Source organism: Deinococcus radiotolerans (genome assembly GCF_014647435.1).
Lineage (GTDB): Bacteria > Deinococcota > Deinococci > Deinococcales > Deinococcaceae > Deinococcus > Deinococcus radiotolerans.
The window spans coordinates 77,852-101,481 of the sequence record NZ_BMPE01000012.1 but is presented as its reverse complement, the minus strand read 5'-3'; the positions used below and the strand labels follow the sequence as shown (position 1 = coordinate 101,481).

15 protein-coding genes and 1 pseudogene are annotated in these 23,630 nt (G+C 68.9%); 10 read left to right on the top strand and 6 right to left on the bottom strand.

What is annotated here, in order from left to right:
* Positions 1–1,079: 1,079 nt before the first annotated feature.
* The 4 genes from IEY63_RS16265 to IEY63_RS16250 are packed head-to-tail and all read right to left on the bottom strand — an operon-like array spanning position 1,080 to position 8,336.
* Positions 1,080–2,267 carry a S8 family peptidase gene (locus IEY63_RS16265; RefSeq protein WP_189070049.1) on the bottom strand — a complete coding sequence of 396 codons (1,188 nt, stop codon included), beginning with the start codon at positions 2,265–2,267 and terminating at the stop codon, positions 1,080–1,082.
* Between the two features lie 26 nt (positions 2,268–2,293).
* Positions 2,294–4,912, bottom strand: a complete 2,619-nt coding sequence (locus IEY63_RS16260) for an RHS repeat domain-containing protein (protein ID WP_189070048.1) — start codon at positions 4,910–4,912, stop codon at positions 2,294–2,296.
* 18 nt (positions 4,913–4,930) lie between these two features.
* Positions 4,931–6,904, bottom strand: coding sequence for a caspase family protein (locus tag IEY63_RS16255; RefSeq protein WP_189070047.1), 1,974 nt, complete (start codon positions 6,902–6,904; stop codon positions 4,931–4,933).
* 16 nt (positions 6,905–6,920) lie between these two features.
* A complete protein-coding gene (locus IEY63_RS16250) occupies positions 6,921–8,336 on the bottom strand; it encodes a DUF4384 domain-containing protein (RefSeq protein WP_189070046.1) in 1,416 nt (471 codons plus the stop codon).
* A 372-nt stretch (positions 8,337–8,708) separates the two neighbouring features.
* Between IEY63_RS16250 and IEY63_RS16245 the strand changes: the two genes are divergently transcribed.
* From IEY63_RS16245 to IEY63_RS16210, 8 genes and pseudogenes are all read left to right on the top strand, one after another.
* Complete coding sequence (locus IEY63_RS16245; RefSeq protein ID WP_189070045.1) at positions 8,709–11,078, top strand: tetratricopeptide repeat protein; 2,370 nt, start codon at positions 8,709–8,711, stop codon at positions 11,076–11,078.
* Between the two features lie 54 nt (positions 11,079–11,132).
* Entirely contained in the window at positions 11,133–12,776 is a 1,644-nt protein-coding gene (locus IEY63_RS16240) for a S8/S53 family peptidase (protein ID WP_189070044.1), read from the top strand.
* 209 nt (positions 12,777–12,985) lie between these two features.
* On the top strand, positions 12,986–13,900 hold the full coding sequence (locus IEY63_RS16235; RefSeq protein WP_189070043.1) for a class I SAM-dependent methyltransferase: 915 nt from the start codon (positions 12,986–12,988) through the stop codon (positions 13,898–13,900).
* Positions 13,901–14,035: 135 nt separating this feature from the next.
* A complete protein-coding gene (locus tag IEY63_RS16230; protein ID WP_189070042.1) occupies positions 14,036–16,528 on the top strand; it encodes an ABC transporter substrate-binding protein in 2,493 nt (830 codons plus the stop codon).
* A 178-nt stretch (positions 16,529–16,706) separates the two neighbouring features.
* Positions 16,707–18,362, top strand: coding sequence for a COG1361 family protein (locus tag IEY63_RS16225; RefSeq protein ID WP_189070041.1), 1,656 nt, complete (start codon positions 16,707–16,709; stop codon positions 18,360–18,362).
* Between the two features lie 18 nt (positions 18,363–18,380).
* Positions 18,381–18,958, top strand: a pseudogene (locus IEY63_RS16220) (transposase family protein); the annotation flags it as partial.
* Between the two features lie 47 nt (positions 18,959–19,005).
* Positions 19,006–19,491 (top strand): GNAT family N-acetyltransferase, encoded by a 486-nt coding sequence (locus tag IEY63_RS16215; RefSeq protein WP_189070040.1) that lies wholly within the window; start codon positions 19,006–19,008, stop codon positions 19,489–19,491.
* A gap of 32 nt (positions 19,492–19,523) precedes the next feature.
* A complete protein-coding gene (locus tag IEY63_RS16210; RefSeq protein ID WP_189070039.1) occupies positions 19,524–19,847 on the top strand; it encodes a hypothetical protein in 324 nt (107 codons plus the stop codon).
* A 288-nt stretch (positions 19,848–20,135) separates the two neighbouring features.
* Here IEY63_RS16210 and IEY63_RS16205 read toward each other — a convergent pair whose 3' ends face one another.
* The gene (locus IEY63_RS16205; RefSeq protein WP_189070038.1) at positions 20,136–21,200 is read right to left on the bottom strand and encodes a zinc ribbon domain-containing protein; all 1,065 of its coding nucleotides are present in this window, start codon (positions 21,198–21,200) and stop codon (positions 20,136–20,138) included.
* Positions 21,201–21,294: 94 nt separating this feature from the next.
* Positions 21,295–21,720: a hypothetical protein gene (locus IEY63_RS16200; protein WP_189070037.1), complete on the bottom strand. Its 426-nt coding sequence runs from the start codon at positions 21,718–21,720 to the stop codon at positions 21,295–21,297.
* 275 nt (positions 21,721–21,995) lie between these two features.
* On the opposite strand from IEY63_RS16200, the gene IEY63_RS16195 reads away from it, so the two are divergent.
* Complete coding sequence (locus tag IEY63_RS16195; RefSeq protein ID WP_189070036.1) at positions 21,996–22,145, top strand: hypothetical protein; 150 nt, start codon at positions 21,996–21,998, stop codon at positions 22,143–22,145.
* Positions 22,146–22,154: 9 nt separating this feature from the next.
* The gene (locus IEY63_RS16190; RefSeq protein ID WP_308425234.1) at positions 22,155–22,412 is read left to right on the top strand and encodes an antitoxin Xre/MbcA/ParS toxin-binding domain-containing protein; all 258 of its coding nucleotides are present in this window, start codon (positions 22,155–22,157) and stop codon (positions 22,410–22,412) included.
* The last annotated feature ends 1,218 nt before the right edge of the window (positions 22,413–23,630 follow it).

Below are 23,630 nucleotides of genomic sequence, written 5' to 3'. Positions count from 1 at the left end.
CATGCGCCTCCCAGTCTGCTGCTCGATTTGCAATCAGACTGGCACCGGAAACAGGGGCAAGGTCACCTTAGTCGAACTCTGGATTGAGAGCACCCACTGATTTTCCTTTCGATGTGACAGACACCGGCTTCGCAATAGTGGGGCCTTCTGGTGTCCCACCGAACTCAGTGGGAGCTCAAGACTCGAATATCAATATTCAGGCACACAGGCTGCACTGCGATTGAGGGCGCGCGGCAGCGTCCGGGCAGTCGGCATGGATTGGCCCTGTGCCCGCTGACCTCATGACCCTCGCCCTCCTCAGTGCGCCGGTGATCGGCGCTTCCGTGGCACCGTAATACATGAGCTGGACTTCTCCCACTCCAGTTCTGAATATCGATATTCAGGTGGCTCAACGGAGCTGCTCAGCCCAGGCCAGTGCTCACCCGATCGGCGCGGTAGATGGCGGCCAGGATGTCATCACCTGCAGGCGGCAGGCGCCCACAATGCCGCCAGTGCCAGGGGCAGACCCAGGCGCTCGGTCTTCCTTTCTCCGCCTGCACACCGGGTCCCCGTCGTCGGCGAGGTCCGCTTGTTCGCAGGCTTCCCCAGCGCGGCGGATGGCGACCGCCAACGGTGGTGATGGGAGGCGTGGTCGAGAGGTGTTGATCGTGCACTGGGGCGGAGCGCCGGGATCCAGGAAAGAACTGACGTGCCTTGGGGTCGTGCGAAATCAGGACCGCGCGTGGCACCAGGGGCTCAGCCCCCGCCATTTCCGGGCGGCTGCGGTAATCGGCGGGTCGCCCAGCGTCGATCCTTATGGGCCCCCGCCCCTGAACGACGGCGCCTGGAGTGGCCGGGCGCGCCTCAGCGGCGCCCGCAGTCACCCGCCCGGTGGGTGCGACCCTCGAACACCGCCACTGTCCGCGGGAGCTGGGCCTGCCCGTGCGTGAGCTCAGGCTGACCGGATTCCGTCACGCCTGCCCCAGTTCTCAAGCTGGCCCAGGTCCATCGGACGCGCGCCGGTGGCCGCAGGTGCGACCCTGGCACTTCAAGAAGAGCAGGATACTGCTGCCCCCACCAGCAGGGTGGGGGCAGCGCGGCTATTTCACCTGCGTGCAGATGCGACAATCCGGCACGTACAGAAGTCGGTTCGGGCCACTTCGGGTGTCGGTGAGCGCCCCGAGGGTGGCGCGCGCGAGCAGTTCACGTTCCACTTGGTCGGGCGTGAGGAAGGGATTGATGTGCAGCAGCAGCGCGCTGTACGCGGCCACGTGCGGGGCGGCCATGCTGGTCCCGCTCATGACCGATGTCGCCTGATCACCCCGGGCGCTGGCACTCTCAATGTGATCGCCCGGCGCGTAGATCTTGACGCAGGGCCCGAAATTGGAAAAAGGGGCGCGCCGGTCGTCCGGGGTACTGGCCCCGACGGCGATCACCTTGGGCGCGTGGGCGGGCGACTGCGTGCAGGCGTCGGCTGCGTTGTTACCGGCGGCGACGATGACGGTCACGCCAGCCTGCCAGAGGCGCGTGACCGCTTCATCCAGGGCAGGGGAGACGTCTGCGCCTAGGCTGAGGTTCACCACGCTGGGTCCTTGACGGTGCGTGCGGACCCATTCGAGCCCGGCGAGGATGTCGCTGAGGTGGCCCTGGCCATTGCAGTCGAGCACGCGCACAGGCACGAGGGTGACCCCACGGGCCAGGCCTACGTTCTGGCCACCGATGGTGCCCGCGACGTGCGTGCCGTGCCCGTTGCAGTCGTCGGTGCCGCGTCCATCCTGCACGGCACTCCAGCCGGCGTCGACCCGGCCGCGCAGTTCAGCGTGCGCGGCGCGGATGCCGGTGTCGAGCACGTACACGCGCACACCTGCGCCGCTGCGCTGCGCGCCGAAGGTGTGGTCCAGGGGCAACTGCACCTGATTCACGCGGTCCAGGCCCCAGGTCACGCCTGACGCGGGGCGTTTGGCCGCCACGTTCAGGATGGGATTGATCTGAACGGTCTGGTCCGGTTCGATGCTGGCCACGCGTGGATCGGCGCTGAGGTGCGCCAGCGCGGCGGGGGAGAGGACCGTGGCGAAGGTCCCTTCGGTGAGTGGCCGCGTCATCTGCACTTCCGCTGGCAGGTTCAGCGCCGCGCTGAACTCACCGGGACTCTTGGCCGTGAGGGCAGCCGCGGGCAACGTGTCGGCGCGAAAGGCAACGACGTACGCCTGCGCGGCGCTGGTCGCATATGCAGCGGGCGCGGTGCCCAGAAGGGCCAGGAGGGCGGCGGCGCGGGCAGCGTGCTTCATAGGTGCACTCCTTGGTGACTGGTCGGTTAATCGCACGTCACGGTGAGGTCGGGATCGGCTGAGCACAGCGTGTCGCTGTACAGGAAGTTGGTGCTGGGCAGCGCCTCGTCCACCTGGGTGCTCAGCGGGACGTTCAGCGCGGTGATCCGGATCTGCGGGGCGTACACGTACCCCAGGTCCAGCGTGGGCGCGTCGCTGGCTGGCACGACGTAGGTGTTGAACGTGGCCACAGGGGGGACGCCGGACTGCACGCGGACCTTGTAGGCGCGGGCGTCCGGGACGGGCGCCCAGCTCAGCCGGAACGTGTCGGTTGGTCCGTTGAATGCCAGGGTGACCGCCTCGGCTTTCGGGAGGCTCAGGCCCACGCCGCCGATGGTGACGCGGTCCGTGTACACCGGCGGGAGCGCCAGCGCCCCGGGACTGGCTCCGGCCGGGCGGGCGGTGATGTCGTACTCCCCGGGCGTGACGAACGCCGCGTCAAGGTACTCGCCCAGCGTGGTGGCATTCTTGAACGCGCTGTCCTGGGTGAACACGAACGGTTGCCCGTGGTTCCACATGGGATCGTTGTGGTTCACGACCGTGAATTCCGTGTTGACGGACTGCAGGTTCGCGTCGCGGAACTTACACAGGAAACTGAGGCTGCCGCTGGCACTCGACCCGCCGCCCGCGCAGGCCAGGCCAAACACGGCGATCTCTTTCGAGTAGTTCTCAGTGGAGTTCCACACGCCTTTGACGGTGAATTCACCCAGATCTGAGCCGGTCCCGGTGACCGTGCCGGTGGCGGGATCGAGCGTGACGGATCCTGGGCGGGTGACGCTGGCCAGGCTCCACGTCACCGGCACACCCTGCAGTGGCACCGGCTGACCGGCGTCAAACAGGCCGAAGGTCATCTGACCGGTCGCTTCAATCGCGGCCCTGCCCTGGACGTCCAGCACGTCGTAGCGGGTGCCGGGCGCCGGCACTGACGGGTTGGTCGCGGCCGCGCGTCGGGTGAGCGTCCACCGGACGGGCCGCGTGAAATCCCAGCTGGACGTCTCCAGCGGCGCGCGGTCCAGCGGCGCGTCCGTGGACAGCGCCACCACCCGGTATCTGGCGTCTCGGCTGAGGGGCGCCCGGGCGCGCAGCGCGCAGGGCTGCGCCTGCAGGCAAGCGCCACTCGCGACGGTGGGGCCAACGCCATCCTGGGTGACGTACACCCAGTGTGAACGCAGGCCGCTCCCGGCCGTAAAGGTAAAGCCCTGCAGGTCGCTGTTCAGCGTGAGATTCACGTCTTCGGGCGTGGGGCCGAGCACATCATTGTCGGTGATGGTCAGTGTGGCCTGCGGCGTGCTCGTCACCACGTCCGGCGCGCGGAAGGTCGCGGTGTACGCGCCGGCGGGCACGGTTGCCGCGGGTCGGGAGGCCAGCACAAACGCGGTGAAGGCCGGGTAGGTGAACGTCCAGGTGCCGCCGGGTCCCTGCACGTCCACGGTCCAGGTGCGCGCGGTGGGAAAGCCGTCCGGCGTGAGCATGCTGGTGGTGAGCGTCGTGTACATCGCGCTGGCGGGTGGCGCGTCGGTCAGGACGTTCCAGGCGTTCATGCGGGAGGGTGACAGGCGGGGCGTCCAGTCGATCCCGGCGGTGGATTCCGGCAGGACCGGGGAGTACTGGACGGTCAGGTTCACGCGCTGCACGTCCTGAACGGATGTGCTGCGGCCCAGCGTGAGGGAAGAGGAGATCACTTCGGCGTAGTAGGGCTCACCGGCGACGTGCCCAGCAGGCAGCGTGATGGGGATCGATTGCCGGCCGGCGATGGTGCCGGTGGCGGCGCCCGCCGGCGTGAACGTCACGGGCACGTACATGACCGGCGCAGCGGCCCGGCCGGGGCGGGTGGACAGTTCCCCGATGTCGATGGGGAGGTCCGGCGCGGCGGACGGCGCCTGCGTGATGATGTCCCCTTCAAGGGTGCTGCCTTCCTGCGCGCGCGTGGCCTGCGCGGCACTGAGGTCCTCGGCGGGGCTGGGCAGTGGGAGGGGCTGCGGTGCGGTGGTGGCTGAGGCGATCAGGCCGGTCCCGACGCGGTAGCCGGCGTACGCGCCAGCAGCCGTGCGGGCGCCCCGGTAGTAATTCACGAGGGCCACGCGGGTGTCGTCGGGCAGGGCGACACTCACCTGAGCGGTGTGAACGCCCTGAGCGCTGAGGGTGGTGGGCGCTGAGACTGCCGTGGGCGCCGTGAGGTCCGTGAGGGTGTACGCGTCCTGAACGGGCTGGTGGTCGATGGTGCCGGTGATGGTGTACTCGCCCGTCTGGGCGGCCTGGCACAGAACGTAGACATTCTCTGCGGCGGGGAGGACGTCCGGGCCCATCGCCGGGTCATACGGCGAGACGAACCGGTACGACCGGCCGTCGGGGACGGTCAGGGTGAGGTCTGCAGCGGTGGTCCCAGCGATGGGCTGGCCGGTCCGGTCGCGCAGGGCCAGCGCGACGGCAGTCGCGGAGCCCTGGTAGAGCCGCCCGTCCCGCTGGGTGCAGGTCATGGCGTTCGTGACGCCGGCGCCCAGGCCCAGGGCGGCCACGTTGCCTCCGGTGGGTGCGGACGTGCGCGGGCAGGCGGTGAGGGTGAGCGTGAGCGTCATGCAGGCGGTCCAGCGCGTCAGGTGTCGCATATGGGGCTCCTGGATGCCTCAGCATCCCGTGATCTGGTAGGTGTGTCCGGGCGTGCGGTCCGTGATGGCGCAGCGGGTGATGGGCGTGCCGGGGTTGACGGACGCCACCGAGTAGTGCGCGCCGCTGAAGGCGCTGCCCGTGAGGGTGACGCGGCCGGTGCCGTTCACCCAGATGTGCGCGCCGCGCGTGGCTGAGCGGGCGTTGTGGTCAAACGTGCTGCCCTGCACGGTCAGGGTGGACGTGCCCTCCACGCGGATGGCGTCGTAATCGTTGTCCCTGAACACGGCGCCGTCCAGCGTGGCGGCCGCGTCCAGCAGTGCCAGCGCGGTGTAGCGCCCCGCGCCGTTCTCTGCGAACTGCACGCCCTGAAAGTCCGCGCTGGCCCGGGTGACGCGCGCGGCGCGGATGGCGCCCCGCACTTCCCCGCCGCGCATGGTGAGGCGACCCGCGGTGACCGTCAGGGCCGTCGGGCAGCCGCGCAGGGACACGTTGATGAGCGTCACGTCCGCCTGGATGTTCAGGCCACCCACGTCCCGACTGGTGCAGCGGAGGGTGGCGCCGCTGGCTGCGCCGTCCAGCGTCACGGGCCGGTTCAGAATCACCTCGGCGGGCAGGTCATGGAGGCCCGGCAGCAGCGTCACGCGGCTGAAACCCAGCGCCAGCGCCTGCGTGAGCGTTCGGACCGGCTGGGCGCGGGCGCCGCTGGCGCGGTCGTCGCCCTGCGGGGACATGAACACGCCACTCGACTCGTCCGGTTGCGCCGGCCGGGACGCCCGCGCGCCGCCGGCGATCAGGTCGACTGGGACGTTCACTGCGAACTGCACGATCGGGAACGGCACCGAAACTGGGTCAAACTGCGGCACCTGCCGCCGCCGCGCGTCGGTTTCGTCGGCGCTGAGGTTGCGCACGCGCGTCACCACGTACGACAGGAGTTGCAGGGTCTGAATCTCGCTGCGGGGCTTGTTCGGATCAATGTTCGCCTGAATGGCACTGTCCGGCTGGAACTGGTTGCCGAGCGCTTCGAGCACCGCGAGCGTGAAGTACCCGTGCCCCAGCGAGGCGGACTCCAGGGACTGCTGATTGGGTCCGGCTGCGGTGATGAACGCGCGGTACTCATTGATGAACGCCTTACTGCCGGGCGCGCTGGCGCGGCTGACACTGTCGTTAATGCCCTGAACGAGGACCTGGGTGGCGTCCTGGGCCCCCTTGGTCTGCAGCAGCGCCGCGCCGGCGGTGCAGGTGTCGATGAGCAGCAGGGTGCGGCCCTTGACGCTGGTGTAGAACGCCTGAATCACCTGCTGCGGCAGCGCGGTCCGCTCAAGGTCGTCTGCCGCGCCGCGGTAGAGCATGGTGTAGTAGGTCCCGCCGAACACTTCCCCGTGCGAGGAGAGCAGGGCCACCACCGTATCGTCCGGCGTGGCGCGGGCCGCGATGTCCGCCATGGCGCGTTCCACCTGCTCGCGCGTGGCCCGCTCCTCGGTCAGGAGGTACGACGTCACCTTCCGGTACAGTCGGCCCTGCTGACGCTCCAGCGTGGCACTCAGCGACTGCGCGTCATTGACGGTCGCACTGAGGTTGGCAAAGCCCTTACCGAAGGTGGCCACCCCTACGGCCAGCACGTACAGGTTCCCGGCGGGTGGCGTGAGCGTAACCTGCCCTTCGAGATCCGGGAGGCCTGACATGGTGATCTCCAGCGGCTTCCAGCGGCGTTCGGCGGGCACGTCGAGTTCGGCGGTCACGCGCTGGGCGCCACCCGTGACGGCCGTGCCGCGCGCCTGAGCCCGGCTCTGCGGCGCGCCACTGACGCTGAACTGCACCTCGGCGGGCGCCCCGAGGTCAGTGAGCTGCACGGTCAGGTTCACGCGACGCCCGTCCTCACTCCAGACCACCTGCTCCACCACCGCCGACGGGGCCGCGCTGGCGAGGCTACAGGTGAGCAGCGCCAGCGCCGCGGCCCGCCAGGCCGTCACGGCGCGTCCAGCCGCGTTCATCCCGCGCCGCCCGCCGTCACCGGCGCACCTCGATCACCGCGCTGCCCGCGCCGTGCGTCGTGCTGGTCGGTAGCGGCAGCACACTCGTCGCCTTGAACAGCGCCGCGAGCTGCTGGAAGTGCTCCAGGTTCAGCAGCATCCGGAACGGTCCCACCGCGTTGCCGGGCGTCGTGTAGAGGTTCAGCGGCTGGGCGGACACCAGTGCCACGACCCGGGTGATGCCGAGCGGCTCGGACGCCACGAACCGGTACGGGCGGTCAGCCGCGGCAGGCAACGTGTACGTGCGGCTGGCCAGCACGCGGTTGTCCTGCGCGTACTGATTCGGGAAGAGAATGGCGATGTTGCCCTGCTCATCAAGTTCCAGCAGGTTCAGGTACCCGTCGTCGGACGACGTGACCGCGTAGCTGATCGGCTGCCCCACGCGGAATCTCGCGGCGGACGGCGTGACCGTGACCAGAAAGCCACTGGTGTTCAGGTACCGGTCCAGCAGCGCCGCGCCGGACGGCACCTGCGCGAGATCTGGCGGCGTGCGGGTGACCGGGTCAGGCCGCCCGAACGACAGCAGACTGGTGTTCAGCAGCGCCGCCGGACCGTCCAACTGGGGATGCTGCGCGGTGAACGGCACGTCCCCGAGCTGTTCGACGGCGCGCCGGGCGTACTCGGCGCTGTACTCGCGCAGCTCCGCGAAACTCACGGCGCCTGAGGCGCCCATCACCCGCTCGTGCAGGGCCCGGGTGAAGAAACTACCGCCCGGCGCGGCCAGTGCCACCTCATTCGGCGCGGCAGCACTGAAGGTCACCTGAGTCCGGTCCGGGGCGGGGCCCGGTGCGGGGGGCCGGGCCGTCTGATCCAGGCCGTACACGGCCGTGCCGCGCCCGACCGCGTCCGAGGCCTTGGCGGCCATCACATTGATGGCGGCCCCGCAGGTCAGTCCGGACGCGCCACTCTTGAATTTCGGGAAGACCGTCACGTTCATGCTCCTGGACGGAGCCTTGCTGATCGTGCCACTGAAGCAGCTGTCGACCACCATCAGCACGTGCGGCGTCTGCACGCGCGCGGTCGCGGCGCTGAGCTCGTCATCCGTCAGGGGATGTGCCAGGTCGTAGGGCAGCAGCGCTTCGTCGCAGCCGTCCCGCTCGTCCCCATCCTGGTCAGGTACCTGCGTGCCGTGGCCACTGAAGTACAGCAGGGCCCGCTCACCGGGCCCGACGTCCCGCGCGAGGCGCGCGACCGCGTCGAGAATCCCCTGCTTCGTCGCCTCCTGGTTGCGCAGCGTCACAATCTGCGCGGGCGTGAAGCCCATCTTCACGGCGACGTCGCGCATGAGCTGAACGTCGTCACTCACCCCGTCAAGCCGGGACCCGTCCTGGTACTCGGCCACGCCGATCAGCAGCGCGCGGCTCTCCGCCTGCGCGGCACTCCCGGCGGTCAACAGCCCCAGTGTGGTGAGTCCACCGATCCATCGTCTCCCCATGTGTGACCTCCACCGGCGGGCACACCCGCCGGATTGATGCCGGCCGCGGGCCGGACGCTGTGCGTCCCGTGGCGCAGGCCGCACCCTGTGCTGGTGGCCGGCCCAAATGGCCGGCGCATGAACCGCCCCCGGCCGATGGCCACGCCGGGCACTCCTGAATTGCCGCTCCCTCCTCGCAGAGACGAGGCGTCTGAGACCTCAGCTGCGTCCCTGCCGGATCAGCCGAGGTGAGGACAGTGTGGCCAGCGGCCCGTGACCGCAGCGTGACCAGCCGCCGAGGCGCCCGGCACAATCAGCCGCACGGTCTACCTGAGTTTGTTAAACTGCGCTATGAAGTTACTCACGTTCGGTGGCCTGACGGTGACCGGCGTGACCTACCGCCGGGAAAAGCCCCTGCTGCTGCTGACGTACCTCAGCCTCGAAGGCCCGCAGGCCCGCCGTCACCTGGCTGATCTCTTCTGGCCAGACGCGGCCAACCCCATGAATTCCCTCGCGCAGCACCTCATCCGCCTGCGCCCCCTGTCCGGCGCGGTCGTGGAAACCGACCAGCAGGTGGAAGCGCACCTGGCCTGTGACGCGCTGGACTTCCGCGCGCGGCTGCGAGCCGGTCAGCTGCCCGAAGCGGCCGAACTCGCCACTGGCCCCTTCCTGCACGGCCTGCACCTCGACCTGAGTCCGGAACTCGAGGAGTGGGTGCTGGACACCCGCGAAACCCTGGGTGCGGAGGCACGCGCCGCGCACCTGGCGCTGGCGGAACTCACCCACGCTCAGGGTCATCTGGATCAGGCCCTCACGCACGCCGACCGGGCCTACCACGCGCCCGGCGCGGCCCCATGCGCCCCTGAGGATCTGCTGCGGCTGTGGGCGGTGGCTGGCCTCACCGAACAGCCCCTCTCGCTGGCCGTGCGGCGCGACGCGGCTGAACTCCAGCTTCCGCTGCCATCGTTCACGGCCCCCACCGGCGCGCCCCTGCTTGGGCGAGACGCGGAACTCGACACGCTTGGCGCCCTGCCCGCCGGGCAGACCGCCTGGCTCAGCGGCGCCGCCGGGTTCGGCAAGACCGCCCTGCTGCGCGCCCTCACCTCGCGCGGCTGGCGGCACCTGCCCGCCCGCACGGACCACCCCTACGCCACCTTCGGTCCCCTCAGCCCCCGCCCACCCCGCACCCTCCCCGACGTCCTGGACCTCCTGCATGACCCGCGACTCAAACTCGCCGTCGACGACTGGGACGCCCTGGACGAACCCACCCGGGAGGCCCTCACGCAGACCGCCCGCCACGCCACTGGCGCCGCACTCATCATCGCCGCGCGCACCCCCCCAGCCTTCCCCCCGGCCCTGCATCTGCCCCTTCAGGTCCTCACTGAAGTGAACCTCGCCGCACATCCCGGCGCGTTCGCAGCCACCGGCGGCCACCCGGCCCTCCTCACCGCCTTCTTGCAGGGCGCTCCCCCCGAACGGGGTCTCGCCGACCACCTCACGCACCTGGGCCCGGACCTGCTCGGGTTGTTCCTGACCCTCACCGCTCAGGACGCGCCTGACCTGCGCGCCACCCGCGCTGCCCTCGGGACCGACGCAGCCTCGCTCAGCCGCGCCCTGGAACAGCTGACTCGCGAAGGGCTCACCCAGCCGGACGGTACCGTCCGGGCGCTCACACCCGCCCGCGCACTCCTCGCCGCCGAGCCCCACGAGGCGGCACTGATCCACCTGCGCCTCGCCCGTCACCTCCCCCCAGGGCAGGCCTGGCCGCACTGGCACGCCGCGCGGCACCTCTGGGAAACGTCCGACGTGCCCGGCTGCGCCGCCGCCGCCTTTGAGCACGCCACTGTCCAGCGCAGCCGCGGGGCGTCCTGGGCCGCCGTGACCACCCTCGAAGCCGCCCCTCCCACCCCAGACGGACTGCTCCTGCGCGGCTGGGCCCTGCTGGACCTCGGCCGCGCCCCGGAAGCGCTGCGCGTCACCGAGGCGCTTCCCCTGAGTGACGACGTCCGCGCCCTGCGCGCCGCCGCGCACCTGTACTGCGGGCAGCCCCGCGAAGCGCAGGCGCTCGCCACGCCCGTCGCGCCCGCCCTGAGCGCTGCGTACGCGCACGCCCAGTCCACGCTCGGGCACGCCGCCGATCGTCTCGGCGACCTGGATGCGGCCGCCGCCCATTACCGCGCGGCCGCGAACATCTGGCATCTCATCGGTGATGACGCCCGGCACACCGAAGCGCAGGTGCACCTCACCACCCTCGACTGCCTCAGCCGCGGCGCGCCCCTGGACCGCTTCACCGACCTGCACCGCGCCGCCGAAACACCCGCCCTCCAGGGCACCGTCCTGCTCAACAGCGCCCACGTGCACCACCGCGCCGGCCTGCTCGACGAAGCCCTGACGCTCGGCGCGCAGGCCGAACGCTGCTACCGGACCACGGGTGATCAGGTGGGTCTCGCCAACGCCCTGAACACCCAGGCGGTCGTCTACCACCTCCGCGACCGGGTGACCGACGCCCGGCCACGCTACCGCGAAGCACTGAACCTCGCCCAGCAGGCCGGCCACGTCAACCTGATTTCCCTGATCGCGTCGAACCTCGCCGAAATTGAGGGCCGCTTCGAGGACGCCCTGCAGATCATCACGTTCCTGCGCCAGGTTGGGCATGACGTGCAGGCCGACCACCTCATTCAGCAGTTCAAAGACGCCCCGGACGGTCTGCGCTCACCCTGACGCGGTCACGGCCCGGTCACGCCCAGCCCAACAGACTCCCCGCGGAGGTCCACCATGAACCGAGCCCTGACCGCCTTCCTGATCGCCCTGCTGCTCAGCGTCGCCCGCGCCGCCATTCCTGTGGAGGAGATCTACCCCAGCCAGATCGCCCCGGGGGGGCTGCTTCAGGTCAAAATCAGTGACCCACCGAATGAAACCTGCACTGGCGGGACCACCTCTTTGAGCGTCTGGATTGGCAGTCACGCCTACCCAGTCGCGTGTGAGGATCATACGGACTACTGGTTTTTGATTATGACGCTGCCCGAAGACCCCGGCCAGCTCCCGCAAATGGGACCACAAGTGCTCAGCGTCTTGCAGTCAGGTGAGCGTCCCTCTGAGGCTGGCCCGTTGAAGCGGAACATTCAAATCCTGGACCGGATCACGGGAGTCTTGAGCGTCCAGACCTCCCCACCTTCATCCGGGGATCAGTATTCCTTCAGACCAGAAGCGCTGGCCACCCTCTTCACGAAACCGGTACGCCAGAGGGACAGTGTCGCCCTGACGCAAGCCCGCGAGGCTGTCGTGCGGGAATTGAACAGCGAAGGGGTCACCCTGATTGAAACAGCGAAAATCCCTGGCGAAGTTGGGATCTGTGGGTTGACCATCTACCACTCCCAACTCAGGAGTGAGGTCCTTCAACGGCAAGTCGGCATCCTGATTGATCAGGCAGAACTGCTCGCCGAGGACGCAAACATCATGGTCGCCCCGGATACAGCGAGGCAACCCCCGGCAGATTCCACGTACTGGTCCGACGCCGCGCCTGATCTCCTCAACGCGTACGCGTGGAACTCCATTCACCTGAACGCGCGGACGAACACGGTCAAAGACCCAGCGACCGTCTACCTGATTGACACGTACCACCCCGACCTGAATCCAGCCGACCCGTTCACCACCCAACTCACGTTCAACAACCACACCTTTGCCTCAACGGGACACGGCTCACGGGTGGCTGAACTTATCCGTCTCGTTGCGCCTGGCGCAGGCCTGAAGTTCACTCAGGCCTGCAATGAGGCAGGCGTCTGTTCGCTCGTACAGGTCCTCCGCGGGTTGTGTGATGCGTCGCACCAAGCGATTGATGATCCGCACTCCGTCATCGTTCACTTGAGTCTGGCCACGCCGTACGACCATCCCATCCTGCGTGAGGGGATTAATGCGGCCGTCGCCACTGGCGCCGCGCTGGTCTTCGCCTACGGCAACAGTGACCGGTGCCTTGGCCGGACTGGTGGTCCACTGGATTACTGCAATGCGTACCCCGCCGACTGGGCTGTTGATCCGGTGTCCGGTGGCGCGATGTACTCGGTCGGCGCGTCCCAACAGAGTAACCCCACCCCGCAGACCTTCCAGCGAGGCCAACCGAGACGGACATGGAACGGGGCAACGCGCAACGGCCAGAAAGTCACCGTTCTGGTTCAGCCGGCCATGCCGGTTGCGACGGACCCGTCCCTCACTGCTCCTGGGTTCTTCTTCCTTCCTCTCACCGCCCAAGGGCGGGCAGCCAGTGACGCCAGGCCCTACTGGGGCACCTCCTTCGCTGCGCCCTTGGTGACGGGCGCTCTGGTCCGCTGGGTGCAGGCTGGCAAGACACGTTGGCCAGCGCCCACTGAACTGCAGTGCAGCCACCTTCGCCTCGACCTGCGGCGCATCTCCAACTCCTGCTGACTCCAGAACCCGCACCGTTGATCCGCTGAGCACAGGCGTGTCAGGGCGGCCCCCCGGGGAGGCCGCCCTGCCGCTTTGTCCCGCTGGGTGCTGTGGTGACGTCGGTCCGGACTCCAGTCTCACGCCCTGCGTCCGGTCACGGTGCGGTCACGCCCGCCTTGCGAAGGTGCCCTCAGTCGGGCAGACGCCGCGGCCCAGGAGGTACCCGTATGACCCTCAGTTCCACTCAAGTACTCGCGGATGAAGTGCTGGCGCTGTTCGAGGATCAGCGCGACTGGGAAGGCATGGAACGGTTGCGGCCGGCCCTGCGCACCTGGTTGCTGAACGACCCGGCCCACTGGCCCGAGCGCATCCATGACCTGCGCGCCCACCCGCTGCTCGCGCACCTGCACGCCTGCCCGTTCACGCACCGCGCGTTCCAGAAACCCCGCGGGTACGCCGGGGACGCGGTGATGCTCGACCACATGTACGGCCTGACGCTGAGTTTCCCGCATCCCGCCTCGCCCGGCGGGCGGCTGTACGCGTACACCACGAACAGCCCCGCCGCGCACGCGGTCCGCGCGCGCCGGGCGAGGCTCGCCACCCTGATCGATCACGCGGCCGAGAACCGACCGGACGCGCGCGTCGTGGCGCTGGCCGCCGGCCACGGCCGCGAACTCGGGCAGTCGTCCGCGGTGCGCCGCGGCGACCCGATCACGTTCGCGGCAGTCGATCAGGACCAGGAGAGCCTCGACGAGCTCAGGCGCAGCTACCCGGACGTGCACACCGAGCTGATCGCCGGGGACATCCGCGACGTGATCACCGGTGAGCTGACCTTCGAGGCGGACGTCGTGTACGCCGCTGGCCTGTTCGACTACCTCCCGGACGGGGCCGCGCGGCGGCTCACGACCCGCATGGCGCAGATGCTGCGCCCGGGCGGCGTGATGCTGATCGCGAACTTCCTGCCGGACTGCCCGGACATCGGGTTCATGGACGCGTGCATGGACTGGCGGCTGATCACCCGCACGGAAGCGCAGGTGCGCGCCCTGTTCGCCGACGTGCCACACCCGGAGCGCGTCACGACGGAACGGGACGAGTACGGCACCATCGCGTACGGCCAGTGGCGCGCCCCGCTGCCGTCATGACCGGCCCCGGCGCCGGTTCCCGCGCTCCGCCCAGCTGACTCCGGTCTGCAGCGGCGAATGTCTCTTCAACCCTGGCCCCGCAGGACGCGGCGGCCCCTCACCGGCCCGGTCTGCCGGGCGCCAAGGAGTGCCCCCATGAACTTTTCCCACCTGCTGCCCTGGAGTGTCCTCACCGCCGGTCTGCTGCTCGCCTCCTGTGGTGGCGGCACGCCTCCGGTCGCTGCCGTCCGTACCTTGACCGACAGCGGGCCTGGGAGCCTGCGGGCTGTCCTGGCCACCGCGCCGGCCGGCGCGACCATTCAGGTGGACACGCCCGGCACCCTGACCCTCAGTTCGCCTCTCACGGTGCAGGGGGACGTCACCATCGTCGCCCCTGGCGTGGTGCTTGACGGGGCCGGCGGCGGCCGCGTGCTGCAGGTGACCCCTGGGGCGCACGTGACCGTGCGGGGGGCCACCCTCACGGGCGGAACTGGCGCCCCGGACGCGGGCACGCCGGCGGCGCTGGCCGCGTCCTACACCCGGGGCGGCGCCGTGCTCAACCAGGGGACCCTGCGCCTGGAGAACGTCACCATCCAGCAGAGTGTCGCCAACGAGGGGGGCGGCATCTACAACGCGCTGGGCGCGAATCTCACCTTGAAAGACGTCACCCTCACTGGGAACAAGGCCGTGGCGTTCGTGGGGAACACCTCGCTGAACAGCGGTTCGGGCGGCGGCGTCAGCAACGCGGGGACCCTCGTCATCGACCACGGAACCGTCCGCCAGAACGCCGCGGACCGCAGCGGGGGCGCCGTCTTCAACAGCGGCACCCTGACCTTCACCGCCGGGACCGTCCAGGACAACACGGCGGCCGTCAGCGGCGGCGGGATCTTTAACGCGTCCGGCGCCACCTACCAGTCCACGGCCACCGTGACCGGCAACCGCCCCGACGACGTCGTGGACGCGTCCGCCCCGGAGGCCAGCGGTGACTTCCGCACGCCGCCGAGCTGGACGGTCACCGCCCCGGGCGACGCGCAGCGCGGCGGCACGCTCCGCGTCGGGGACGCGCTCACACCCACGACCCTCAATCCCTTCCTCGACCAGACGGCCGGCAGCCTGATCAGCCGCTTCTCGCCCCCCGGAGGCCTGCTCATCCAGAGCCCGGACACCACCGAGTACCTGCCCTTCATGGCGCGGACCGTGAGTGCGTCCGCTGACGGCCTGGTCTGGGACGTTCAGCTGCGCCCCAACCTCACCTGGAGTGACGGTCAGCCCATCACGGCCGCCGACATCGTCAGCACCGTCCACATTCACCAGGACCCCGCCGTCGGCTCCAACTCCTTCGACGCCCTCCAGGACGTGTCGGTCGTCGAGACGGGCCCGCGGTCCCTGCGCCTGACCTTCCCTGCCGCCCGCGCGACCAACGCGGCCGCCCTCACGTTCGCGCCGTGGCCGGACCACATCTTCGGCGCGGCCTACCGCGCCGGCGGCGCCGCTGCGGTCCGCGCGCTGTGGCCGGCCACAGCCGCGCCCGAGACGATCGTGACCGCCGGACCGTTCGTGCCCACCTTCATCAACGCCGCGGACGGCAGCGCCACCCTGACCCGCAACCCGAACTACGGCCGGTGGGTCACCGACGCGGCCGGGCAGCCCCTGCCGTACCTGGACGGCGTGCAGGTCCTGGCCGCCGGAAACGCGGCCGCCCAGCTCGACGCGTTCAAAGCCCACCAGCTTGACCTGCTCGCCCCCACCGGCCCCGCCGTCGACGCCCTCCAGGGCCTCACCGGGACGGTCCTGCGGGACCTGGGCCCCGCCGCGAGCAGCACCTGGATCGTGTGGAACTTCAACCGGGCGAGCCAACCCGAAAAGCAGCGCCTGTTCCGCGAAACGGCCTTCCGTCAGGCCATGAGCCACCTCGCCAACCGCGCCCGGATGGTCAGCGAGATCCTCGGCGGGCGCGGCCAGCCGGTGTACACCTCGGTGTACCCGGTGTTCAGCGAGTGGATCAGCCCGGGCGCTCCCAAGTTCGACTACGACCTCGCTGAGGCCAGACGCCTGCTGGGCACCCTCGGGTACACCACGCTGAACGCCGGCGGGTACCTCACCAACGCCAGCGGGCAGGTGCTGGAATTCGACCTCAACACCAACGCCGGGAACACCAACCGGGAAAAGGCCGCGGGGATCTTCGCCGAGGAAGCGATGAAAGTCGGTGTCAAGGTCAACGTGAACAAGCCCGACTTCAACACCCTGGTCGAGCAGTTGACCTCCGCCGGACCGGACCGGCCGTTCGACGCGATCCTGCTGGGCCTCAGTGGCGGCAGCAGCGACTGGCCCTACGGCGCCAACGTGATTCCCTGCAGCGGCAACCTGCACGCGTACAACCAGAGCGGGGCGTGCCTGTTCCCCTGGGAGCAGGAGATGCAGCAGCTGTTCGAGCAGGGCAGCCGCGAACCCACGCTCGCCCAGCGCCGGGTGATCGGCGCGCAACTCCAGGCGATCGAGGGGCAGCAGCAGCCGTTCGTGCAGCTCTTCTCCCCGAACGTCTACGCCGCCTGGAGCAGCCAGGTGCGCGGGGAGTACCCGCCGAGCGTCGGCGACAGTTACTTTGGCGCCCGCCTGCTCGACCTCACCTGGCTCATCCCCTCACGCTGAGTCGCCGGGCCGCGCGACCGGGACGGTCCCGTGCGGTGGGCCGGCCCGGACGCCGGCTCACTCCACGCTCCTGGCCTCAGTCAGAGTGGCCCGGGCCGGTCTCACCATGGGCCCCTCACCACGGCGCGCCGGGCGACCCATCCCGAGCCTGAGCCGCCAACCCCCCGGAGGACTTCGTATGCGAGCACTGACGGTTGGTTTCCCCCTCGCCCTCACCCTGTCCCTGGGCCTCACGAGCTGCAACGTGCCGTCAACCGGGGCGGGAACGCCCCCGCCACCCCCGGCGCCGACCACCCCGACACCCACGCCGCCGGGCTCGTTCACCACGACGATAACCCCGGCCACCGTCACCGTGACCGACCTGCAGGAGGTGAAGCTCACGATCAGCGTCAACTGGAATGGGTACGGCGCCACCCTCTACCATCACGTGTCCATCGATCCGCCCCTGCCCTACCGCTTCGGCGCGCCCGGTGAACTCTTTGTCGACGCCAGAGGCGCCGCGTCCGGCCCGTACCGGGTCCGGGTGGTCACACAACCCGAGGACGGCAGCGTCCAGTACACCAGCGTGTCCACCCTCACCGTCATCCCTGACCCCACGGACATCCGGATCACGCCCGCGGCGCTCCTGCAACTGCAGCCGGGTGCCAGCGGGACCGTGACCCTCACCTACACGCTGCCCGCGGGCACCGCGGACCGCGACGCCCGCCTGAGCGTCTCCAGTCCAGACCCCAGCCTCGTCACCGCTTCACTGGAAGGCCGCACCGTCACCATCACCGCGGCCCCCACCGCCCCGGAACAGGGCCTTATCCCCGTCACCGTGAAGATCGAAGCGGCCGGAAAGACCGCCGAGATGCGCATTCCCGTGGAGGTCGGCACGGTCATCTCCCAGGAGTATCAACGGTTCAATGCGCTCCGGGCCCAGGCGGGCCTGACCGCTCACACCCTGGACCTGGCCGGCAGTATGAACTGCTGGCTGCACGGCCGGTACACCGTCACCCTGGGCCGCAATGAGCATACGGAGGATCCCGCCCAGCCGTTCGCCACGCCTGAAGGTCAACAGTGTGCCGAACGCAGCGGGCTTATCATGGGCCCAAACGCCGCCCACACCGTGAACAGTACGCCTGCGGTCGACGGGCTGATCACCGCCCCGTTCCACGCGCTGGGCCTGCTGCAGCCCGACACCACACTGGTGGCCATCGGCCGGTACGCGCAGGTCCAGGGGGACCCGACCCTCATCTCCAGAGCGTCGGCTGTGGGCACGTCCCGGGTCGTGGCGGCGGGGTCCACCACGCTGGTTTCGACCTTCCCAGCGGCGGGCGCCACCGTGGACCTCAACCAGTATCACGGGGGAGAGTGGCCTAATCCGCTGACGAGTTGTGACGGCTACGCGCCCGAATCCACTGGGCTGCCGCTGCTGGTGATCACCCACGTCCGCGGGGACACCACCGCCACCGGCGCGGCCCTGAGCGTCGATGGCCAGGACCTCGAGGTCTGCGCGTACGGCAGCACCCAGTACGTCAACACCACCGATCCTCCCGGACGGTACTCGAGCGGTCTGGTGGGTGCGCAGGAGATTGGCCGGAGCCTGCTCAGCGGGTACGGTGCCGTCTTCCTGATCCCGAAAGTCCCCCTCACCCCCGGAAAAACATACGCGGCGCGCGTGACCGTGAACGGTCAAACCGTCTCTTGGTCCTTCCGCGTGGCGAGCACGCTCCGGCCCCTGAGTCAAGACGCCACACCCCCCGTTCGCCTCTCCGGACACTGGGTTTCTGTCAGTCCCGTCGTCCCGGCCGGCAGTGAAGGGGTCGGCCGGTGTGTCAAGCACTGTGGCTGACCCCCATGAAGGCGACTTCCGCATTTCCCGTCTGAGCCGCAGGCCCGGGTACGTTTGGCCCGCCTGACACTGGTCATCGAACAGCTTGCCACCGAAGTCCACGTTTTGGATTTCGGCGCGGTTGATTCTGATTCACTTCCAGCCGGCACCTTCAAGCGGGCGCCACGCTGCAAGTTCAGACGGGCGCGGTACAGCCTCAGTACTGCTGGCCCCGTCTACGGGTTCAGGCTCCACGCCTGGTCCGCACTGCATGGTCGAATCGTCCGGTACGTGATTCGGCCAGCGAATGAACCTGATTCATCGTGCTGTGCACGATGAATCAGGCATGGTCCTCTTACGGAGGGCCGAAGCAGATTGGGGACAAGGGCTACCTGTCAGGAACTTGCCTGACGCCCCCAAAGAAGGGCGCGAAACGAATGGATCCACGCTGGAAGCCAGAGTATGGGGCCGCCAGGAAATGCGTGGAGGCAGCGTTCCCAGTGCTGGTTGGTGCAGGGCTGCGGTGGGGTCAGATCAAGACGCTGCTGACCCTGCGACTGAAGGTGGCCCTGAACGTTCTGGCGCACAACCTGAAGTTCATAGACCTCAACGCCTGACGCTCGCGCAGCGCCCCCACTTGCTCGGCGATGGTTACACTGCTCAAGTGCACATCCGCGAGTACACCGAGGCCGACTGGTCCGCTGTCTGGTCCATCGTTCAGGACGTCGTGACCACCGGTGACACCTTCCCCTATGACCCTGCTTGGTCAGCCGATCAGGCACACACTGTATGGGTTCAGCCGCTCCCTTATCACACGGTCGTCGCCTGTGAAGGCTCTCAAATCCTGGGAACCGCGCATATGGGGCGAAACCGTCCTGGTCCAGGAGCGCACGTGGCCACGGCAAGTTTTATGGTGGCCAGGGAGGCGCGCGGACAGGGCGTCGGACGCGCACTGAGCGAGTATGCGCTGACCTGGGGACGTGAGCAGGGGTTCGCCGCCATGCAGTTCAATGCGGTCGTGGAATCCAACACGGCCGCGGTGCGGTTGTATCAGGCTCTTGGCTTCCAGGTGATCGGGACGGTGCCGCAGGCGTTCAAGCATCCGACGCTGGGCTTCGTAGGTCTGCACGTCATGCACCGCTTCCTCTGACGTTTACTTCCTACGCACACGTGCGCTCCGGCTTGCTGCTCTTTTATGCGTTGGATCAGAGGAGGTTCAGCGGCTGCTCTCCCCGCGGGCTGGAGATCCCGGCGGAAGAAATGAAGGCGCTGGACGACGGGAAGATACACATCACCGCGGTTCTTGGCCATCACCGGTGGCTTCCGAAATGGGATGTGCAGGAGTTCCTGCAACCATCGGGGCTGCTCGCCTCTCGGCGGCGCAATGAGATCGAGCAGTCGCTGCAGCATTACGGTGACTGGCGGGCGATCACAGGTGAGGTGTCTACCCCAGTGTTCGTACAAGAAGAAGGCGACCCGGAGGTCGCCTTGATTTCTTCAATATAGAGCGGTATCCAGCTCTGGTCAACCCTATGCGGCCGGATCAGCGGCATCCAGTTTTTTCCTGCCTAGCACACACTTAACCTGCACGGCACTTCAGGAGCCGCCCTGCCGGGTACGAAAACTGTGTGCGTCCAGCTGTGCAGCGACGTCTCGCAGACTGTGCCCCTGAGTGCGGAGGGCACCCGCATACGCCGCGGTGGGCGGCATGTCAGCGACCGCCCGGGCTCTTGAGGTGGCTGCCTCCACCGGCCTCGCCTGTAGGGTAAGACTTTCTAAACCCCTCGTTCTCGATCAGCGCGGATGGCGGTGAACGGCGAGTGTACGGGCCTGGATATTACGAGCGGCATTCTTGTCGCGGTGCTGGAGCTCGGTGCACAGAGGACAGTCGAACATGCGGCCGCGGACGATCCCCAGATGCGACGGGTGCCGGTGGCAGGCCTGCGTCGAGAACGCCGGGTCGACTCGGTGAAGGCGGATCCTGGCGCGGTAAAGCGCCTGGGGCAACCACGAGACGTGCCAGTCCAGCGCGGCCTGCTCGCGGCTGCGCTCCACGAACCGGGCGTACAGCTGACGCGTGTCGAGCTTCTCGACGCCCACAGCTTCGGCGCGGCTGAGCATGTCGCGGAGCGCAACCTCGAGCGGCCCCCGGCCCGAGGCGTACCCCAGCGCGCGAACGACCCGAACCTCTTTGGGGGCGAGTGGACGGTCGAGGTGCTCGCGGCGCAGGCCGTCGAGGAGTGCGTGGCGCGGTCCGATCATGCGGGCGACCCCAGCCGAATCGGCGATGCACAGGGCCGGGTCGGCATTCAGGTCAATACCGAAGACCGATTTGCCGGGGCTCCGGATCACCCGCGTCTCCAGGTTGAACGCCAGGGCCAGGAACCAGTCTCCGCCCGACTCGAGGATCAGGGTGCGGTTGGGCCACCACGTGGCGTGACAGCCGCCATGATCGGCCGTGGCGAGGTGCGGCGTGCTGTCCAGCTTGAGGGGTTGGGCAAGCGAAGCGCGCAGCTCGGCACGGAAGGTGGCGGCGTCGAGATCGGGCGCGCCGAAGCAAACCTGCAGCCCGGCGATCCCGGCCGGTTGCCGGTAATCGCCGCTCGCGCGCAGGACCGCGGCGTACGGGGCGGACGGGAGTGCGTAGATCTGCGCCCCGAGATCGGCGTACCCGAGACGCAGGTGATGATCACCGTGCGCACTGACCGGCACGAGAGGCTCGAACACGGTGGCTTTATCCCAGCCCGGCAGACTGACAGCCGCACGGCGGAGACGGCCGGACGCGACGAGGCCCTGCAGGATGGGGTAATCGTCACGGAAGAGGCGGGTGACGTAACGGTCGGGATCGGTGTGGCTCATGAAGGCTCCTCGGTCGCAACCGCGACCTGCCCTTCAGGGCGGCCCGCCCCCGTGGCGGGCCGTCCTCACGCCAACCCCGCAGGGGAACGGCACATCAGCCTGACCTCTGGCCCCACCGCTCCGGTTGCGGGTCGATCGGCAGGCGGACGCTGGGCAGCGGCATGACCGGGCGAGCCCGTCGGGTGGTCGCGCGGCGCCACGTGTCTGCCCGGCGCCGCCAGCGGGGCCACTCGTCATCGAACGCGGCGAGCCACAGCAGCAGAGTGACGATCAGGTTGACGGTATCGGCGGCCAGATCGGGGCGAGCGGCGACCGACGCGGACAGGCTGAGAACAATACTGGCGACCGACAGGGCGAGTTGCCAGGGTGGGGAGCGCCGGATGACCGGTACCCACCACCCGCTCAGGGCGAACGTGACGCCCACTGCGCAGAAGAGCGGCGGATACCCCCAATCGCGCGTGTAGGCATAGACCAGCGCCGAGAGGGCGACGGTGACCCAGGAACGCAGGAACGCCATCACCGGGTACCCCCAGACGGATCACCGTGGAGGACCCGGTGTGACGCCGTGGCATGGACTACGGGGATGGACGAGTCGCCGAAGGCGGTGGAGCGGCATGGACACAGGTGATCGGCCATACCGGTGCCCACCGGCGGGGCGTGCCTGCAGGCCGCCCCGCCCTCAAGGACGGATGGACGACACGGCCACCATGCCGCCAAAGACGATGCGGCAGAACCGGTGCCAGCCCCGACGCGATGGACCAGCGAGACAGGCATCACCCCCCGAGAGGAGGTCGCATGGCCACCCAGACCCTCCCCGCCGTGATCCGCATGCTCGACGCGTGGCACCTCACCCGCGAGCAGCAGGACGAACTGTTCAGCCTCAGCGTCTGCACCATCCAGAGGGCCAGCACAGGTGCCGCCACCCCGGAACCCGGCGCCGACTAGCTCACCCGCCTGAGCCTCATCACCGGCATCCACACGGCCCTGCATGCCCTGTACACCCGCACCCCGGACGCCTGGCCGAAGCGCCCCAACGACCGTTACCTCTTCGTGGGCCGCACGCCCCTTGAGCTGATGCTCACCAGCGGCATTCCCGGCTTGTTCGCCGTGCGTCGCCTGCTGGACGGGGACCGCAGCGGCCAGTACAGGGCCAGCCCGCAGGCCCGCGCCGAAGCCACCCGCCTCCCGCAACCAGGCCTCGACTTGGACTGACACGGCGGTGCCCGTGGTTTCGGACGGTCCCTTGCAGAGTCGCGCGCCACCTGAATGGCTGGCATGTGCGCACTCACCACGCCCAATTCACCCTGGAGCTGCTGCATGGGGCTTGCGGTGAAGTGCGGGGCCAGCACGTGAGCCGGGCATGACCGCCATAAGCCCAACCGCGCATGAGCATCAGCCTGGAGCAATTTCTACGAGGACTGTCGCGCGTTCTCCCTGAAACGGCGGCTCACCGCACGCCGGATGGCCCAACTCACCGCCGAGCAGCGGCAGGAGGCCGAGCGGCTGATGCGGGCCCTGCAGAGCCTGCTGGACGGTCATCCCTCCACCAGAGCGGTGCCTGAATATCGATATTCAGCCACCGCTCTGTACCGCACAGGTAAGCGCCTGTGGCGGTAGCCTCATGGAGCCCCCGCCTGTGCCTGCCCTACAACTGTTGTTTCCCTGCGCTCGGTTGAGCTATGGCGTGCAGTCAACCGACCCGCTGCGTCATGCATTCGACTGGGGAGATGGCACCCTCGCAACCCTGAAGCGGTCACGCGCCTTTGTGGATAGATTGAGGGCGCACAACCCGAATATCAATATTCAAAAGCGAGGCCATGCCCTTATCGAAGGCGCGACGGAGTTAAGCCAGAAGGCACGGCGCGGCTGTGTGCACCGCTGAGCGGATGGCCCTCGCCCTTCTCCGTGCGTTGGTTACCTGTGCCTGCACGCCGCTGCGGCGCATGAGCCTCTGGTACTCCCGTTCTGAATATCGATATTCAGGCCGCGCAACGGAGCCGGGACCGCTCACCACAGGCCGATGCTCACCCGAGCGGTGCAGGTGACGACGGTCTGGAGCGGGAGGATCCTCGTCGCCCACTGTGCAGGAGCCGCAGGAGCCCCCGATGCCGCCGGTTCTATGGTCGGTCAGACCTGAGCAGGCCCTGCTCCTGCGGATCAGGCCCCCTTCGCCGGGGGCGTCCGCTCCTTCGCAGCTTTCCCCGGCGCGGCACAGGGCGACATCCAGCGCCTGCGCTGGGAGGTGTGGTCCAGAGGGTGCCGATCATGGACTGGGGCGGAGCGCCGGGATCCAGGGACGAACTGACGTACCCTGGGGGCATGCGAAACCAGGACCGTGCGTGGTGCCAGGGGCTGAGCTCCCGCCGGCCCCGGGAGGCTGCGGTGATCAGCGGGTCACCCAGCATCGATCCTTCTGCTCCTCCGCCCATG

Excerpts from the sequence above, each read along its gene's own strand:
- IEY63_RS16265 (WP_189070049.1), bottom strand. The coding sequence starts at position 2,267 with ATGAAGCACGCTGCCCGCGCCGCCGCCCTCCTGGCCCTTCTGGGCACC.
- IEY63_RS16260 (WP_189070048.1), bottom strand. The coding sequence starts at position 4,912 with ATGCGACACCTGACGCGCTGGACCGCCTGCATGACGCTCACGCTCACC.
- IEY63_RS16255 (WP_189070047.1), bottom strand. The coding sequence starts at position 6,904 with ATGAACGCGGCTGGACGCGCCGTGACGGCCTGGCGGGCCGCGGCGCTG.
- IEY63_RS16245 (WP_189070045.1), top strand. The coding sequence starts at position 8,709 with ATGAAGTTACTCACGTTCGGTGGCCTGACGGTGACCGGCGTGACCTAC.
- IEY63_RS16240 (WP_189070044.1), top strand. The coding sequence starts at position 11,133 with ATGAACCGAGCCCTGACCGCCTTCCTGATCGCCCTGCTGCTCAGCGTC.
- IEY63_RS16235 (WP_189070043.1), top strand. The coding sequence starts at position 12,986 with ATGACCCTCAGTTCCACTCAAGTACTCGCGGATGAAGTGCTGGCGCTG.
- IEY63_RS16230 (WP_189070042.1), top strand. The coding sequence starts at position 14,036 with ATGAACTTTTCCCACCTGCTGCCCTGGAGTGTCCTCACCGCCGGTCTG.
- IEY63_RS16225 (WP_189070041.1), top strand. The coding sequence starts at position 16,707 with ATGCGAGCACTGACGGTTGGTTTCCCCCTCGCCCTCACCCTGTCCCTG.
- IEY63_RS16205 (WP_189070038.1), bottom strand. The coding sequence starts at position 21,200 with ATGAGCCACACCGATCCCGACCGTTACGTCACCCGCCTCTTCCGTGAC.
- IEY63_RS16195 (WP_189070036.1), top strand. The coding sequence starts at position 21,996 with ATGGCCACCCAGACCCTCCCCGCCGTGATCCGCATGCTCGACGCGTGG.